Here is a 13,743-nt window from a genome sequence, read left to right as displayed (position 1 = left end):
ACCCCGACGACCTTCCGGGCCAGCGCCTCCGTCACCGCGCCCGCGACCGGCGGCACCCTCGCCCCATCCACCTCGGCACCCCCGGCTTCCGCGCCCCCGGCCCCGGCCTCCCCCGTCTTCCGGCCGCCCGCCTCCGCACCCCCGGCCCCGTCCGCATTCACCCCGCCGACCTCCGCGCCCCCGGCACCCTCCGCGCCTCCCTCCGTGTTCACCCCGCCGACCTCCGCACCCCCGGCAACCTCCGCATTCACCCCGCCGACCTCGGTGCCTCCCGCCACGGCGGGTACCGGCCGAACGGATGCCGGCAGCGCGGGAACCGGCAGTGCGGCAGCCGGTACGGCCATGCCGACGTTCCGGACGCCGGTCGTGCCCGACCCGGTGGGTGACGGCGCGACCTCGGCGCTGCCGGTGGTGCCGGCCCCCGCGCTGCCCAGCTGGCCCGCATCCGGGTCCGCGCCGCGCCGCACGGCCGGCGACGCCACCCGCCCCTCCCCCGGTACGCCCTACCGGGGCGGCCCGGACCTGGCCAGCGTCGGGTACGGCGGCACCGACGGCCCGGGGCACGCCACGGTGGCCTTCCCGGCCGCCAACCCGGTGGAGAACTCCGGCTCGCTGACCGGGCACATCCTGGCCCAGGGCTGGTCCGACACGCCGGCCCCGCGATCCAGGACCACCCGGGTGGTGATCGTGCTCGCCGCCTCGCTGGGGCTGCTGGTGGCGATCAGCGTGCTGGTCGTCCTGCTCGCCAACGACGTGATGGACGGGCTGGTCGGCGGCATGCTGTCCCAGTGAGGCCGGCCCGACGGCGATGCCGGTGGAGGGGGACCGCCGGGCGGGTGGGGGATGCCCGGAACGGGTGAGTCCGCCCACTACCGGCTCGGGGCCCCCTGGCGACGTCACCGGAGCGCCGTACACTTGTCGGGATCACTGACCCGGCACGCGTGGCGTGCCCCTGGGCGATCTTGCGGGCGATTCGGCGGCGTACCCATGCTGCGGCGGGCCATCGCGAAGATGCGCCCCGCTCGAAAGGCATTTCTTGACCACCTCCGTTGACCCCGGCACCAGTCCGTCCGCCCACGACCTCCCGACCGACGACGTCGCCCCGGCCACCCCCGTCGGCTTCGCCGACCTGGGGCTGCCCCGGCAGCTCGTCGACGCCCTCGCCCGGCAGGGCATCACCACCCCGTTCGAGATCCAGCGGGCCACCGTGCCCGACGCCCTCGCCGGCCGGGACGTCCTCGGCCGGGGCCAGACCGGCTCCGGCAAGACCCTCGCCTTCGGCCTACCGATCGTCGCCCGGCTGGCCGAGCTGAACCGGGCCCGGCCGCTGCACCCGCGCGCCCTGGTCCTCGTCCCCACCCGCGAGCTGGCGATGCAGGTCAACGACGCGCTGCTGCCGCTGGGCAAGGCCGTCGGGATCTTCCTCAAGACCGCCGTCGGCGGCGTGCCGTACGACCGGCAGATCGACGCGCTGCGGCGGGGCGTCGAGATCGTCGTGGCCACCCCGGGCCGGCTCGGCGACCTGATCAGCCGGGGTGTCTGCGTCCTGGACGACGTCGAGGTGACCGTCCTCGACGAGGCCGACCAGATGGCCGACATGGGGTTCCTTCCCGAGGTCACCGAACTGCTCGCCAAGACCCCGGCGGGTGCCCAGCGGCTGCTGTTCTCGGCCACCCTGGACGGTGACGTCGACGCACTGGTCAAGCGGTTCATGACCGACCCGGTGACGCACTCGACCGCGCCGTCGACCGCGTCGGTGTCCACGATGGACCACCACCTGCTGCTGATCCCGCCGCACGACAAGTTCGCCGTGGCGGCGTCGATCGCGGCCCGGTCCGGCCGGACAATGCTCTTCGCCCGTACCCAGCTCGGTGTCGACCGGCTGGTGGAACAGCTCGGTGCGGTGGGCGTACGGGCCGGTGGGCTGCACGGCGGCAAGACCCAGCGGATGCGTACCAAGACCCTCGCCGAGTTCCGTGAGGGACGGATGGACGTGCTGGTCGCCACCGACGTGGCGGCCCGGGGCATCCACGTCGACGGGGTGTCGCTGGTCCTGCACATCGACCCGCCGAAGGACCCGAAGGACTACCTGCACCGGGCCGGCCGTACCGCGCGGGCCGGCGAGTCCGGCGCGGTGGCCACGTTGGTGCTGCCCAAGCAGCGGCGGACCACGCTGGCGATGCTGGAGAAGGCCGGCGTGGAGCCGGCCGAGACCCGGGTACGGGCCGGCGACGCGGTGCTCGCCGAGCTGACCGGTGCCCGCGAGCCCAGCGGTGTCCCGGTCCGTGAGGAGCCCGAGCCGCGTCGGCACGGCGACCGTCCGCGTCGCTTCGGCGACCGGGACGCCCGGGGCCACGGCGGCGACCGGGGCCACGGCGGCAGCCGGGACGGCCGCGGCGGCTACGGCGGGGAACGCCCACGTAGCAGCTACGGCACGGAGCGACCGGCCCGGGAGCGGAGCTACGGCGACCGGCCGACCGGGGACCGCCGCTACGGCGACCGCCCGTTCGGTGACCGCGCCGCCCGGGACGACCGCCCCACCGGCGACCGGGGCTACGACGACCGGGCCGGGGGCGGCGACCGGGGCTACCGCGAGCGCACCGGCGGCTACCGCGAGCACAGCGACCGCAGCGGCGGCGAGCGGGGCTACCGCGACCGCCCCACCGCCGGCTACGGCGACCGGACCACCGGCGGCCACGGCGAGCGGGCCGGCGGCGGGCAGGGCTTCGGCGACCGGACCGGCGGGGGCCACCGCGACCGGCCGGGTGGCGAGCGCGGCTACGCCGACCGTCCCCGGACGGACCGGAGCTACGGCGACCGGGGTTTCGGTGACCGGCGCTTCGGCGAGCGCAGCGAGCCGCGCTTCGGTGACCGGGACGCCCGGGGCGAGCAGCGGTCCGGTGAGCGCCGGTTCGGCGGCGGTGACCCGCGTGGCGCCGACCGTCGGGGCGGGTTCCGCACCGAGGGACGCGTCCGCGACGACCGGCCGCGCGACGACCGGCGGGGCTTCGGCGGACGGCCGCCGGCGCGTACCCACTGACCGGTTTTCCGACGCCGCCCCGGAGCACCCGCTCCGGGGCGGCGTTTCCGCATGCGCTGCCGTGGACGCCCTGCTGGCGTAACGTCCGGACCATGCCGAGGTCACTTTTCTGGAGCCGGACCGACACCGCCGGGGCCGAGCACGCCGTCCTCGACGACGGGGCCGGACTCACCGCGCACGGCACCCAACTGTCGGTCGACCCGATCCCCTACACCTGCCGCTACCGGCTGGTGACCGGTGCGGACGGGGCCACCACCTCGCTCGCCGTGGAGGTGGAGGGGGCCGGCTGGTCGCGGAGCGTACGGCTGGAACGCGGCGCGGACGCCTGGCGGGTGCGTACCGGCGAGCAGGGTGACCTGGACGCGGCGCTGCGGGCGGCCGGGCAGCCACCGGCCGGCTTGCCCGGCATCGAGGACACCGACCGGCTGCAACCGGCGCTCGACGTCGACCTGGGCGGCTCGGCCCTGTTCAACAGCCTGCCGATCCGTCGGCTGGGGCTGGCGGGGGCCGTGTCCAGCACCGAGCACCGGATCACCGTGGCGTGGGTGCTGGTGCCCAGCCTGGAGGTGGTGGCCGGCGAGCAGGTCTACACCGCGCTCGGTCCGGGTCGGGTGGGGTTCACCAGCGACACCTTCCGCACCGAGCTGGAGGTGGACGGCGAGGGGCTGGTCCGGCACTACCCCGGGCTGGCCGACCGGGCCGACCTGGGCTGACGGCGGAACCGGGCCGTGCCGGGTCAGCCCGGCCAGCTCCCGGTGGTGAGGAACCGGTCGATGGTGGCCAGGTGCGGGGCGAGGTCGAGGCCCTGCGCGGCCACCCAGCCGTCGTCGTAGTAGGTGTCGGCGTACCGGTCCCCGGCGTCGCAGATCAGCGTCACCACCGAGCCGGGTCGCCCCTGGGCGAGCAGTTCCGCGATCAGCCCGAACGCCCCCCACAGGTTGGTGCCGGTGGAGCCGCCGACCCGCCGGCCGAGCACCGCCGAGCCGGCCCGCATGGCGGCCAGCGACGCGGCGTCGGGCACCTGGGTCATCCGGTCGACCACCGAGGGGAGGAAGGACGCCTCGACGGTGGGTCGGCCGATCCCCTCGATCCGGGAGCCCCGGCCGGTGCGTACCGACCAGTCGGCGGCCTGCCAGGCCGGGTAGAACGCCGAGTTCTCCGGGTCGACCACGCAGAGTTTGGTGGGTAGCCGCTGGTAGCGGGCGTACCGGCCGATGGTGGCGCTGGTGCCGCCGGTGCCGGCGCCGACCACGATCCAGGCCGGCACGGGGTGCCGTTCCAACGAGAGCTGGGCGTAGATCGACTCGGCGATGTTGTTGTTGCCCCGCCAGTCGGTGGCCCGTTCGGCGTAGGTGAACTGGTCCATGAAGTGCCCGCCGCTGTCCTCGGCGAGCCAGCGCGCCTCGACCACGACCTTGGCCGGGTCGTCGACCAGGTGGCAGCGCCCGCCGTGGAACTCGATCTGGGCGATCTTCTCGGGTGAGGTGGAGGCGGGCATCACGGCGACGAACGGTAGCCCGAGCATCCGGGCGAAGTACGCCTCGGAGACCGCCGTCGAGCCGGAGGACGCCTCGATCACCGTGGTCGCCGGCCCGATCCAGCCGTTGCAGAGCCCGTAGAGGAACAGCGAGCGGGCCAGCCGGTGCTTGAGGGAGCCGGTGGGGTGCACCGACTCGTCCTTGAGGTAGAGGTCGATCCCCCACTGCCGGGGCAGCGGGAACGGCAGCAGGTGGGTGTCGGCGGACCGGTTGGCGTCGGCCTCCACGGCGGCGATCGCCTCGGTCACCCACACCCGGCTGGCCTCGTCGCACCGGTCGAGATGAGTCACGTCGGCAACGGTACAAGCGAGGTCAGCTCGGGTTCGGGCCGGCCCGGCGTCGTTGCCGGCGCTGCCCGGCCCGGTCCGCCGCCCGGATCACCGGGAGCAGGGCCAGCGCCAGCCGGGGGAAGGCGTCCAGCAGGCGTACCTGGGTGCCCTACCAGCGCGGCAGGCTGACCACCGGCCGGGGGCGGCAGGCCAGCCGGGCGACCGGGCCGCGACCCGTTCCGGGCGCAGCAGGGTGCCGGCGAAGGAGGCCGCCGCGCCGTCGTCGTCGAGCCGGTCGTGCAGCATCGGCGTCCGGATGCCGTCCGGGCAGAGGCAGGAGACGTGTACGTCACGCGGCCCGGCCGTCCGCAGGTCGGCGAGGGTGCCGGTGACCGGGATGCCGGCGCCAGCCCCGGTCGGCCGGTCAGGAGGCCGGCGGCTCGATCGGCTGGGGCCGGTTCTCCCACTTGGTCGACAGGGCGATGCCGGTGCGGGTGGAGGCCACCCCGGGGGTACGGCTCAGCCGCACGATCAGCTGTTCCAGCTCGGCGATGGTGCCCACCCGGGCCTTGAGCAGGAAGGATTCGACGCCGGCCATGAAGTAGCAGGACTCGATCTCGGGCATCTGCCGGAACGTCTCCAGCACGTCGTCGGTGTCCCCGCCGGAGTCCTCGACGATGCCGATGAGCGCGGTCACGCCGAGGCCGATCGCCTCCGGCTCGACCTCGGCCCGGTAGGCCCGGATGACGCCGCTGGACTCCAGCTTGCCGACCCGTTCGTGCACGGCCGGCGCGGAGAGGCCGACCTGCCGGGCCAGCTCGGCGTACGACAGGCGGGCGTTACCGCGCAGTAGTTCGACGAGGCTCCGGTCGATCGCGTCCACGGAGGGTGAGCCTATCCGTTGGGGCGTAACGTCCGGCGACCGGCATCCGTTGGATCTGACAGCAGGTGACAGTTCGCAGACCGACGGTCAAGGGAGTCCCGCGCCGGTACCATTTACTAACTTCCCACTCCGTGCTTTTTTCGCGTTTGGCGGACAGGCCAGTTCGCTGGTGCTGTAATTGCCATACGTCCCTCATGACGGCTCTGGGCTCGCACCGGCCGGGGGCAGTGTGTTCAGCCGAGGGCTTCGTCGACGCGAGGAGGGGGCTGTGGACACTGGAGATCGCCTGCTGACACCGGGTGAGGTCGCCGCACTGTTTCGGGTGGACCCGAAGACTGTGACGCGGTGGGCGGCGGCCGGCCGGATAGGCAGCATCCGGACTCCAGGCGGGCATCGCCGGTTTCGGGAATCCGAGGTGCGGGCCCTGCTGGAAGGGGAGGGCATGTTGGACGAGGCGGACGACATGGGCAAGCCACGCAACATGGGCCCAGCCGCCTCGACCGGGCCGGGTCCGGCCAATGCCGGGATGTACTGAATGGTGCGAGACGGACGCGCGGGCCGGCCGACGAGGCCGGCCCGTCGCCCATTGAACGGCTTTCGGCGGCGCGGCCTGTTCGCCGCCCGGGCCCTGCGCCAGGGCCCGCCGGTAGCGGCCCGCGTGGGCTGATCATGACCCCGACCACCGGTCGGCTGTCGTCGGGGGCCGGTCAGCGTTCGGCGGCCAACTCGCCCGACCAGCGGCGGAACAGGGTGTGCGGCACACCCAGGGCGTCCAGCACCTTGCCGGCGACGAAGTCGACCAGCTGTTGTGCGGTCGCGGACGCCCCCGCGCCGTAGAAGCCGGGGCTGGCCGGCAGCACCACCGCGCCGGCGTCGTGCAGCGCGATCAGGTGTTCCAGGTGGCTGCGGGTCACCGGGGTCTCCCGGGGCACCAGCACCACCGGGCGTCGTTCCTTGAGGTTGACCTCGGCGGCGCGTTGCAGCAGGTCCTTCGACAGGCCGATGGCGATGCCGGCGCAGGCCGCCGTGCTGGCCGGCACGACCGCCATGCCGCGTACCCGGTAGGAGCCGCTGCTCGGGCCGGCGGCGATGTCGCCGGCCGGCCAGTGCCGCACGTCGTCGCCGGTGAGGTCCCGGCCCAGCCAACCGGCGAGGTCCTCGGCCCAGTGGCCGTCCCGGAACGGCCGGCCGGTCTCGTCCAGGACGGTCAGCCGGGCGGCCCGGGACACGATCAGGTCCACCGGCTGCCCGGCGTCGAGCAGGCCCCGGACGACGGCCGCCGCGTAGGGGGTGCCGGACGCCCCGGAAACCCCCACCACCCATGGTTCGCGCATACGCCCAGCCTGCCTGGTGTACGCCGACCGGCGACGCCCACCCCCGCAATCGACCCCGTCGGCACGGTACGGGACCGGCCGGTCGACCCACCGTCGCCGTACCGGTGGTCCGTGCCTCCGGCGGCAGGCCCGGACGGCACGTCAGCGCTGGACCTGCGATGCTGCGGACGGATGATCCACACGGTACGGGGGAGACATCGGTAATGGTCGACGAGATCCTCTGGTCGTTACGGTCGGCGTGCCCGATCCCGCCCCGGCTCTCCCCGTACGCCGACGGGGTGCAGGAGTGGTTGCTGGAGCTGCTGCCCCGACTGGGTCTGCCGTTGGGCGCCGAGGCGCTGCACCGGCTCGACCGGGCCGGCTTCGCCCGGTACGCGGGCCGTCTCTACCCGGACGCCAGCGAGCCGGACCTGCGTACCGTGTCGGCCCTTTTCACCTGGTTCTTCCTGGTCGACGACGCCTGCGACGGGCCGGACCGGCTGCCCTCGGAGCAGATCCGGGCGCTGCGCCGCGGGACGCTGACCCTGCTGCACGACGGGCCCCGTCGGCGGCACCCGGGATTCGGGGGGCCGCTGCGCCGGCTGCTGGTCGAGGCGTGGCGGATGCCCCGCCGCCGGATGCCGGCGCGCTGGCGGCTGCGGTTCGCCGACGCGGTCGCCGACCACCTGGACGGCAACTGGCGGGAGGCGGTGGCGAAGGAGAGCGGCCGGACGCCCGGCGTGGCCGAGTACGTGACGCTGCGCCGGGCCACCTCGGCGGCGTACGTGTCGTATCCGCTGATCGAGTTCGTCGGGGGCCGGGCGCTGCCGGACGCGGTCTACCACCATCCGCTGCTGCGCCGGATCGGTGAACTCGGCAACGACCTGCTCTCCTGGTACAACGACCTCGCCTCGATGGAACGGGACCGGACCACCTCGGGCGGGCACAACCTGGTGCTGGCGCTGGCCGACGAACGGGCCGTGCCGGTGGAACGGGCCGCCGAGCTGGTCGCCGAGCGCTGGCGGGACACGATGACCCGGTTCCAGGTGCAGCGCGCGGCCGTCCCGTCGTTCGGCCCGGCGCTGGACGACTCCGTCGCCGCCCACCTCGACGGCATCGCGAACGCCGTCCGCGGCACCATCGACTGGACCCTGGAAAGCGCCCGCTACCCCGTCCACCCCCACCCCTGACAGCCCCCACCCCCAGCCACCCCACCCCACCCCGCTAGAACCCACCCCGGTGATCAAGAAGTTTGCGTCAACTCGAAGATCAAACTTGACGTAAACCTCTTGATCAACTGACGCAAAGCTCTTGACCACCGGGGGCAGCGGGCCGAGCACAGGACAGAGCAGGGTGCAGGACAGTGCAGCGCCGGATTGCGCAGTAGGGAAGAGGCGGGATCAGGGGCGCAGGTCGAGGCGGATCACCAGGTCGAGCAGGGCGAAGACGAACAGGGCGATGCCGACGAAGCCGTTGGCGGTGAAGAAAGCCCGGTTGACCCGGCTCAGGTCGGTCGGGGTGACCACCACGTGCTGGTAGCCGAACGCGACCGCGGTGAGGGCCAGCCCGATCCACCAGGGCCAGCCGAAGCCGACCAGCGCACCGAACCAGATGAACAGCGCGAACGTCACCACGTGCGCCACGGTGGAGGCGTGCAGCGCGAAGCGCCGCCCGTAGCGGGCGGGGACGCTGCGTACCCCGATCCGCCGGTCGACCTCGTCGTCCTGGCAGGCGTAGATCAGGTCGAAGCCGCCGATCCACAGCCCGACGGCCGCGCCGAGCAGCCAGGCCGGCCCCGAGCCGGTGAAGGTGCCGGTGACCGCGAGCCAGGCGCCGACCGGGCCGACCGCCTGGGCGATCGCCAGGATGGCGTGCGGCCAGTCGGTGAACCGCTTGCCGTAGGGGTAGACGACCAGCGGGATCACCGCGAGCGGGGCGAGCACCAGGCAGAGCGGGTTGAGCAGGGCGGCGGCGGCGAGGAAGACCACTAGGGCGACGGCCGCGCCGGTCCAGGCCGTCCGCACGCTCACCGCCCCGGTGACCAGTTCCCGCCCGGCGGTACGCGGGTTCCGCGCGTCGATCCTCCGGTCGAGGATGCGGTTGGCGGCCATGGCGAACGTCCGTGCGCCGACCATCGCCACGGTGATCAGCAGCAGGTCTGCCCAGCGCACCCGCCCGCCATTGACCTGCATGGCGGTCAACGCCGACAGGTACGCGAACGGCAGCGCGAAGACGGAGTGCTCGATCGCGACGAGCTTGAGGAAGGACTTGACCCGGCCGGGGCGGGCGGCCGGGGCGACGGCGGTGGCCATCAGAGCCCGTACTCCTTCCAGCGCTTGTCGACCAGGGAGGTGACCTCCGGTGACATGGTCATCTCCTCCGGCCAGCCTCGGGTGTAGCCCTCGGTGGGCAGCTTGCGGGTCGCGTCGACGCCGACCTTGCCGCCCCAGAACTGCTGGTAGGACGAGTGGTCGAGGTGGTCCACCGGGCCCTCGGTGAGCAGCAGGTCGCGGGCGTAGTCGACGTTGCCGAAGGCCCGGAACGCGACCTCGTGGTAGTCGTGCACGTCGCAGTCGGAGTCGACGATCACGATCAGCTTGGTCAGCGACATCAGGTGCGCGCCCCAGATGGCGTTCATCACCTTCTGCGCGTGCTTGGGGTAGCGCTTGCGGATCGACACGATCGCGCAGTTGTGGAACACCCCGGCGGCCGGCAGGTCGTAGTCGACGATGTCCGGGATCATCAGCTTGAGCAGCGGTTGGAAGATCCGCTCGGTGGCCTTGCCGAGGCCGTGGTCCTCCTGCGGCGGCTTGGACGTGACGATCGAGTGGTAGACGGGGTTGCGCTGCATGGTCATCGTCTCGATGTGCAGCACCGGGAACGGCTCGACCGGGGTGTAGAAGCCGGTGTGGTCGCCGAACGGCCCCTCGGGCAGCCGCTCACCAGGTTCCAGGTAGCCCTCCAGCACGATCTGCGCGTGCGCCGGCACCTGCAACGGGACGGTGAGGCAGTCGACCATCTCGACCCGTTCGCCGCGCAGGAACCCGGCGAACAGGTATTCGTCGATGTCACCGGGGAGCGGCGCGGAGGCGGCGTAGCTGACCACCGGGTCGCAGCCGATGGCGATGGCGACGGGCAGCCGCTGGCCGAGCCGCTCGGCGACCGCGTGGTGGGCGGTGGAGTCCTTGTGGATCTGCCAGTGCATGCCGAGCGTGTTGCGGGAGTGCTGCTGGAGGCGGTAGAGCCCCAGGTTGCGTTTGCCCGTTTCCGGGTGCTTGGTGTGGGTCAGCCCGTAGTTGTGGAAGATCCCGCCGTCACCCGGCCAGACCTGGAGGCCGGGCAGCCGGTTCAGGTCGACGTCGTCACCGGAGTAGACCACCTCCTGGCAGGGGGCGGTCTTGACCTTGCGCGGCGGCACCGACTTGAGCTGCATGACCTTGCCCAGGCCCTCGCGGATGCCGGACCAGCCCACCGGCAGCTCCGGCTTGATCAACGCACCGATCCGGTCGCCGATCTCGTTCAGCGACTCGACGCCGAGCGCCATCGCCATCCGCTTCTCGGTGCCGAACAGGTTGATCGCCACCGGCATCTCGCCCCGGGTGGGCCGCTCGAACAGCAGCGCCGGCCCGCCGGCCCGGACCGTCCGGGTGACCACCTCGCTGATCTCCAGCGTGGGGTCCACCGGGACGGTCACCCGCCGCAGCTCGCCCGCGCGCTCCAGCGCCGCGAGGAAGTCCTTGAGATCGGTGTACGGGAAGCCACGAGCCGCCATACGGCCAGTCTCCCGCACCGCTGCCGGCACCGCCCACGCTGGGTGGGGCCGGGCGGTGTGCGTCTCCCCACCCGGGCCGGCACGCCTCCCCGCGCGGGCAGACGCGTCTCTCCGGCCGACAGTTGCTCGTTGCACGGGTGACGGTGGGGCGGGTGCCAGCCGGCGACGTCGGGACGGGGGCGGGGGGCGGGATGGGCGACGGACGGGTTCCGGCGGGGTTCACCGAGCAGCGGGCGCAGGTCGGTGACGTGGCGATCAACTACGTCCGGGGCGGCCGGGGGCCGACCCTGGTGCTGCTGCACGGCTATCCGCAGTGCTGGCGGATGTGGCGGGCGCTGCTGCCGGAACTGGCCGCGACGTACCAGGTGGTCGCCCCCGACCTGCGCGGTTTCGGCGACAGCGACGCCCCACCCGACGGGTACGACAAGTTGACCGTCGCCGCCGATCTGCACGGCCTGTTGACCGGGCTGGGCCTGGCCGACGGCATCCGGCTGGTCGGTCACGACGTGGGCACCATGGTCGCGTACGCCTACGCCGCCGCCCACCCCGACGCGGTGTCCCGGCTGGTGCTGACCGAGGCGCCGATCCCGGACGAGAGCATCTACACGTTCCCCGCGCTGACCGCCGCCGGTCCGGCGGTGTGGAACTTCGGCTTCTTCAGCCTCACCAACGGCCTGCCGGAGGACCTGGTCACCGGCCGGGAGGCACGCTGGGTGGACCGCTTCACCGACTCGATCATGGTGAACAAGGGCAGCATCAGCCCGGACGACATCGCGGAGTACGCCCAGCACCTGACCGATCCGGCCCACCTGCGGGCCAGCTTCGGCTACTTCCGCGCCTTCGGGCAGGACGTCGCGGACAACGCCGCGTACCGGGAGAATCCGCTGCCGATGCCGGTGCTGGCCGTCGGCGCGGCGGCCAGCCTCGGCGGACAGGTCGCCGACCAGGTACGCCGCTACGCCCGCATGGTCGACGGCCGGGTGGTCGCCGACTGCGGCCACTGGCTGTTCGAGGAGCGCCCCGCCGAACTGACCGCCCTCCTGCTCCCTTTCCTGCATGACTGACAGCCCCGGTCTGGCGAGATCAGGTCGAGCCGGATGTCGGACGTGCGGCGAAGGCGCCTCGCCGAAGGGTTACGCCGCGTCCGCCCGGCCTTCGGCGGTTCGGGCGGTTACGACACGACGCAGCACGTCAAGGGCGTGCTCGGCTTCGTCGTGGCTCACTGGCTCGGTGCGAATGGTCACGTACCTGGTCAGAGCGTCGCGGATGATGTCGGAGCGACGGCTCGCGGTCTGCTCGGCGAGGCGGTCAAGGTGCTTCACCAGCGCCACCGGCAGCCGGGTGCTGACCAGCACCATCGGTGTCTCGGGTGCGGTGCCGGAAGCTGGCGTCGCCGTCATGGACCTGATGACCGGCGCCAGGCTGTCGGTGTGCTGGAACCAGGCCACGACCTCGTCTTTGGTCATCCGCTCAAAGTCCGGCTCGGTCATAGGACTCGCCTCCTCCATTCGTCGAGGTCTGCGCCGCGTAGGGGCCGGGCCCCGATGATTTTGTATGTGTTCGTCGCACCAATGCGGTCACACAGTGCGGCAATCACTCGACCACTGTCGGCCATCCCCATGATGATGAGCAGCAGATCCCCGAGAGCGCGCTCGTGGCGTAGGCCCGCCGGGGCGTACAGCGCCTGGGTCGTCTCGTCCACGCCGACGCCGTTGCGGCTGGCGTTGTCCAGGCCCTCGTCGGTCCAGACATACTCGCGATCCGACACCCCTCAAGCGTAACACGTTGTAATACGTCCGCTGTGGATCGCTGCGATCAGGCCGCCGGCTCCCAGGCGTAACCGGTCAGGGGCGGGTCGAGCGGGGCGCGGGTGAGCCGGTTGGCGAGGGTCGAGATGGTGTACGTCCCGACCCCGAGCACCACGTCCAGGGCGTGCCGGGGCCGGTAGCCGGCGTCGAGGAAGGCGGTCAGCTCGTCGTCCGGGACGTCACCGGCGTGGTCGAGGACGGCGAGGGTGAACCGGCGCAGCGCCGCCAGCCGGGGTTCCGGCAGCTCGGTGCCGTCGCGCAGCGCGGCGATCAGTTCAGCGGCGGCACCCAGCCGGTGCAGGGTGACGGTGTGCATCGCCACGCAGAGGTGGCACCGGTTGCGGGTGGCCACCGTCAGCACCACCACCTCCCGCTCGACCGGTGCGAGGTCGGTGGCCTCGAAGGTGGCGGAGGCCGTCAGGAACCCCTTGAGCAGTTCCGGGGATTCGGCCATCAGGCCGACCGCGCCGGGCAGGTGGCCGAGCCGGCGGTGCACGCCGGCCATGGTCGTGCGGGCCGGGTCGGGCGCGGTGTCGAGGGTGTGGACGGGGAAGGCCGGTCGGGACATGGCGGCACCTCTCACATACGATAGTCAACGTGGTTGTCCAAACAGTAAACCAGGTTGTCGAACGTGTCGACGGCTGACCCCGAGCGCCCCGGCTTCGTGCTGCCGTTGCTGCTGCTCGCCGGCTTCCGCAGCCTCATCGACGAGCTGCACGCCGAGTTGGCCCGGCAGGGCCACCCGGAGCTGCGGCCGGCGCACGGCTTCGTGCTCCAGGCCGTCGGGGTCGACGGCACCACCGCGTCCGACCTGGGGCACCGCCTGGGCGTCTCGAAGCAGGCCGCCGGCAAGACCGTCGACCGGCTGGTCACCCTCGGCTACCTGGAACGCGCCGACGACCCGGCCGACGCCCGCCGCAAACTGGTCCGGATGACGGAGAAGGGTGTCGACGGACTACGCCGGTCGGCGGTGCTCTTCGACGCGTTGCGGGAGCGCTGGGTGGCGCGACTCGGCGCGGAGCGGGTGGCCGCCCTGGAGGACGACCTGCGCGCGGTCACCCCGCCGGATTCCTTCCGCCTCGACGTACCCGGCTGGTTCGGCACCTGACCACTCCAGAGC

The 13,743-nt window shown here is 72.9% G+C and carries 16 protein-coding genes and 1 pseudogene; 7 read left to right on the top strand and 10 right to left on the bottom strand.

Annotated features, from left to right (window positions below; genetic code table 11):
• Positions 1-212: pseudogene (locus H1A17_RS34665) on the bottom strand (hypothetical protein); the annotation flags it as partial.
• A gap of 130 nt (positions 213-342) precedes the next feature.
• On the opposite strand from H1A17_RS34665, the gene H1A17_RS34660 reads away from it, so the two are divergent.
• The 3 genes from H1A17_RS34660 (at position 343) to H1A17_RS21795 (ending at position 3,753) form a co-directional block, all read left to right on the top strand.
• A complete protein-coding gene (locus H1A17_RS34660) occupies positions 343-792 on the top strand; it encodes a hypothetical protein (protein ID WP_228543998.1) in 450 nt (149 codons plus the stop codon).
• A 244-nt stretch (positions 793-1,036) separates the two neighbouring features.
• Positions 1,037-3,040 carry a DEAD/DEAH box helicase gene (locus H1A17_RS21800; RefSeq protein WP_145917435.1) on the top strand — a complete coding sequence of 668 codons (2,004 nt, stop codon included), beginning with the start codon at positions 1,037-1,039 and terminating at the stop codon, positions 3,038-3,040.
• A 92-nt stretch (positions 3,041-3,132) separates the two neighbouring features.
• The gene (locus H1A17_RS21795; protein ID WP_145917434.1) at positions 3,133-3,753 is read left to right on the top strand and encodes a putative glycolipid-binding domain-containing protein; all 621 of its coding nucleotides are present in this window, start codon (positions 3,133-3,135) and stop codon (positions 3,751-3,753) included.
• 23 nt (positions 3,754-3,776) lie between these two features.
• On the opposite strand, the gene H1A17_RS21790 is transcribed toward H1A17_RS21795, so the two are convergent.
• From H1A17_RS21790 to H1A17_RS21780, 3 genes are all read right to left on the bottom strand, one after another.
• Positions 3,777-4,868: a PLP-dependent cysteine synthase family protein gene (locus H1A17_RS21790; protein WP_145917433.1), complete on the bottom strand. Its 1,092-nt coding sequence runs from the start codon at positions 4,866-4,868 to the stop codon at positions 3,777-3,779.
• 87 nt (positions 4,869-4,955) lie between these two features.
• Positions 4,956-5,153 (bottom strand): hypothetical protein, encoded by a 198-nt coding sequence (locus H1A17_RS34655; RefSeq protein ID WP_228543997.1) that lies wholly within the window; start codon positions 5,151-5,153, stop codon positions 4,956-4,958.
• Positions 5,154-5,271: 118 nt separating this feature from the next.
• Entirely contained in the window at positions 5,272-5,730 is a 459-nt protein-coding gene (locus tag H1A17_RS21780; protein WP_088642067.1) for an Lrp/AsnC family transcriptional regulator, read from the bottom strand.
• Between the two features lie 268 nt (positions 5,731-5,998).
• Between H1A17_RS21780 and H1A17_RS21775 the strand changes: the two genes are divergently transcribed.
• Positions 5,999-6,265, top strand: coding sequence for a BldC family transcriptional regulator (locus tag H1A17_RS21775; protein ID WP_145917432.1), 267 nt, complete (start codon positions 5,999-6,001; stop codon positions 6,263-6,265).
• 172 nt (positions 6,266-6,437) lie between these two features.
• Here H1A17_RS21775 and H1A17_RS21770 read toward each other — a convergent pair whose 3' ends face one another.
• Positions 6,438-7,064: a UbiX family flavin prenyltransferase gene (locus H1A17_RS21770; protein WP_145917431.1), complete on the bottom strand. Its 627-nt coding sequence runs from the start codon at positions 7,062-7,064 to the stop codon at positions 6,438-6,440.
• A 203-nt stretch (positions 7,065-7,267) separates the two neighbouring features.
• Between H1A17_RS21770 and H1A17_RS21765 the strand changes: the two genes are divergently transcribed.
• Entirely contained in the window at positions 7,268-8,233 is a 966-nt protein-coding gene (locus H1A17_RS21765; protein WP_194822762.1) for a terpene synthase, read from the top strand.
• Between the two features lie 210 nt (positions 8,234-8,443).
• On the opposite strand, the gene mqnP is transcribed toward H1A17_RS21765, so the two are convergent.
• Together mqnP and H1A17_RS21755 are read right to left on the bottom strand one after the other, a co-directional pair.
• Complete coding sequence (gene mqnP / locus H1A17_RS21760) at positions 8,444-9,355, bottom strand: menaquinone biosynthesis prenyltransferase MqnP (protein ID WP_145917429.1); 912 nt, start codon at positions 9,353-9,355, stop codon at positions 8,444-8,446.
• Positions 9,355-10,815, bottom strand: coding sequence for a menaquinone biosynthesis decarboxylase (locus H1A17_RS21755; RefSeq protein WP_194822761.1), 1,461 nt, complete (start codon positions 10,813-10,815; stop codon positions 9,355-9,357). Before H1A17_RS21755 ends, mqnP begins: the two co-directional genes overlap by 1 nt.
• Before the next feature lie 191 nt (positions 10,816-11,006).
• Between H1A17_RS21755 and H1A17_RS21750 the strand changes: the two genes are divergently transcribed.
• Positions 11,007-11,879, top strand: a complete 873-nt coding sequence (locus H1A17_RS21750) for an alpha/beta fold hydrolase (RefSeq protein ID WP_145917427.1) — start codon at positions 11,007-11,009, stop codon at positions 11,877-11,879.
• Between the two features lie 69 nt (positions 11,880-11,948).
• Here the strand turns inward: H1A17_RS21750 and H1A17_RS21745 are convergent, their stop codons facing one another.
• The 3 genes from H1A17_RS21745 to H1A17_RS21735 are packed head-to-tail and all read right to left on the bottom strand — an operon-like array spanning position 11,949 to position 13,191.
• Positions 11,949-12,305, bottom strand: a complete 357-nt coding sequence (locus H1A17_RS21745) for a ribbon-helix-helix protein, CopG family (protein ID WP_168222363.1) — start codon at positions 12,303-12,305, stop codon at positions 11,949-11,951.
• The gene (locus tag H1A17_RS21740) at positions 12,302-12,583 is read right to left on the bottom strand and encodes a hypothetical protein (RefSeq protein WP_145917425.1); all 282 of its coding nucleotides are present in this window, start codon (positions 12,581-12,583) and stop codon (positions 12,302-12,304) included. The genes H1A17_RS21745 and H1A17_RS21740 overlap by 4 nt, the downstream gene beginning before the upstream one ends.
• Positions 12,584-12,630: 47 nt before the next feature.
• A complete protein-coding gene (locus H1A17_RS21735) occupies positions 12,631-13,191 on the bottom strand; it encodes a carboxymuconolactone decarboxylase family protein (protein WP_145917424.1) in 561 nt (186 codons plus the stop codon).
• Between the two features lie 63 nt (positions 13,192-13,254).
• Here H1A17_RS21735 and H1A17_RS21730 point away from each other — a divergent pair, with 63 nt between their 5' ends.
• Positions 13,255-13,731: a MarR family winged helix-turn-helix transcriptional regulator gene (locus H1A17_RS21730; protein ID WP_145917423.1), complete on the top strand. Its 477-nt coding sequence runs from the start codon at positions 13,255-13,257 to the stop codon at positions 13,729-13,731.
• Positions 13,732-13,743 lie beyond the last annotated feature (12 nt).

The sequence above is a fragment of the Micromonospora sp. S-DT3-3-22 genome (assembly GCF_015354745.1).
Lineage (GTDB): Bacteria > Actinomycetota > Actinomycetes > Mycobacteriales > Micromonosporaceae > Micromonospora > Micromonospora wenchangensis.
Note: the sequence above shows the minus strand (reverse complement) of the source record. Positions and strands in the feature narration are given on the sequence as shown.